General features: G+C 67.7%; 2 protein-coding genes and 1 pseudogene. 1 reads left to right on the top strand and 2 read right to left on the bottom strand.

What is annotated here, in order from left to right; genetic code table 11:
• Window positions 1-213 (bottom strand): DUF2188 domain-containing protein (locus tag ACFVQZ_RS36455; protein WP_378231429.1); only part of this gene is annotated, 213 nt, incomplete at its 3' end.
• A 167-nt stretch (window positions 214-380) separates the two neighbouring features.
• Between ACFVQZ_RS36455 and ACFVQZ_RS36450 the strand changes: the two genes are divergently transcribed.
• A complete protein-coding gene (locus tag ACFVQZ_RS36450) occupies window positions 381-1247 on the top strand; it encodes a hypothetical protein (protein WP_378231426.1) in 867 nt (288 codons plus the stop codon).
• Window positions 1248-1269: 22 nt separating this feature from the next.
• Here ACFVQZ_RS36450 and ACFVQZ_RS36445 read toward each other — a convergent pair.
• Window positions 1270-1519: pseudogene (locus tag ACFVQZ_RS36445) on the bottom strand (hypothetical protein); the annotation flags it as partial.

Here is a 1519-nt window from a genome sequence, read left to right as displayed (position 1 = left end):
GCCCGGGACGTTGCGCGGGTCGTGCCCGTGGGAGTCCTTCTGCGCGATCGTCCCGTCCAGGTTCTTGATCGCGAGCTCGGCCCCCTCACGTTCGGCGGCCGCGCGCCCGGCCGCGACCGCGTCGTCCTTCGTCGCGTGGTTCGACAGCGGCTCACGCTCGCCCTGACGGCGAACGTTCCACTGGTCGTCCTGGTGATAGAGCTCGATCGTCACTGCCACGGGATACCCCACTCCGTCGGTGGTCAGACCACCGTGGAACGACCCCGCGGTTCTCGCACGTTCCCACATCCGGGCAAACCTCGACGGGTTGCAGGTGCGACTCAGCGACACGGCGCAGCGGCGCGGCGACAAACAGGCCTCGACGCCTACTCTTCCTTCGCATGAGTCCTGCCTCCGAGCCGTCACGAACAATGGCAGACCTGTATCTCCGGATCGGCGAGTGGGACCTGAACCCGGGCCTGCGTGAAGCGATCGCCGCGATTGGCCGGGCATGGGCGCCGCCGCCCTCTCAGCAGCTCTCGCCGATCGTCGATGCGCTCAACGCGATGATGGGCCACCTCCGGCGACAGCTCGTCGGACAGTTCGACGTCGCGCGCTTGCTCGCGCGCTCTCTGCCCCCCAACCTGCGCGCGCTTGGATCTGACCTCCCGCTCGTGTCAGCCATCGAAATGGGCCGGGACGAAGGAATCAGCCTGTACGGCGTGCCACGGATTGCTGTCGCTCGCCGCTTCCTGAGGGCGCCAGACGCACCGGCGCGTCGACGCATCCTGGGCGACGCGGCGACTCTCATCCTGGACGACTGTGGCAGCGCGCTCGACGCCGTAACAGCTCGCGGGCTCGAGTTCACCGTGGTGATGCTCCGCGATGCGATCGGTGCGGCGCGCACCGGGCACCTGATCGCAGCACAGGCCGCTGCGACGGCGGCGCTCGACGGAGCCACCCGACTCGTCCTCGACGACAAGACGATCCGCGAGGCGGTCACCCGTACCGGCCGGGAGAAGAACCGGGACCAGAGCGTCCTTGACGGCTTCCGCGTGAGCGAGCCTCTCGCACTCATACCGGTCTACGGCTCCCACGCGAACTACCGACACTGGGAGGACCCCGTGCCGTGGGCCTACTCCCGGCACGCGACCACCCACTCGGCCGCGGGCCGCCAGTTCAGCAAGCGCAACGCTGTACAGGCCGTCCTCGTCGCGACCGGCTTCCTCCTGTGGGTCGACGACGCTTCGGCGGGGCGCGTCGGATGAACCCCGTGTCACACCGCTGAAGCTACGGCTGCGCGGCGCCTCTTTGACGGAGGGATCGGACGAGCTCGACCGTTGCGAGGTACCACCAGAAGATCCAGTCGAGGTAGGCATCGTCGTAGTCGGGCTGCTGGTCTGCACGCTGGTGCCGGATCGCGAACTTGTTCGCAATCGTGAAGAGAGCACCCTCGTCCTTGCTCAGCAGCTTTTCCTCGAGCAGGTTGCGTTCGATCTCGAGGACACCCGCAAGCGTCACGACCGCGGACTTCTTCTCC

Origin of the sequence: Streptomyces sp. NPDC057854 (genome assembly GCF_042797055.1) — a bacterium.
Lineage (GTDB): Bacteria > Actinomycetota > Actinomycetes > Streptomycetales > Streptomycetaceae > Streptomyces.
The sequence above is the reverse complement of the archived record's forward strand: the minus strand, read 5'-3'. Positions and strand labels throughout refer to the sequence as shown.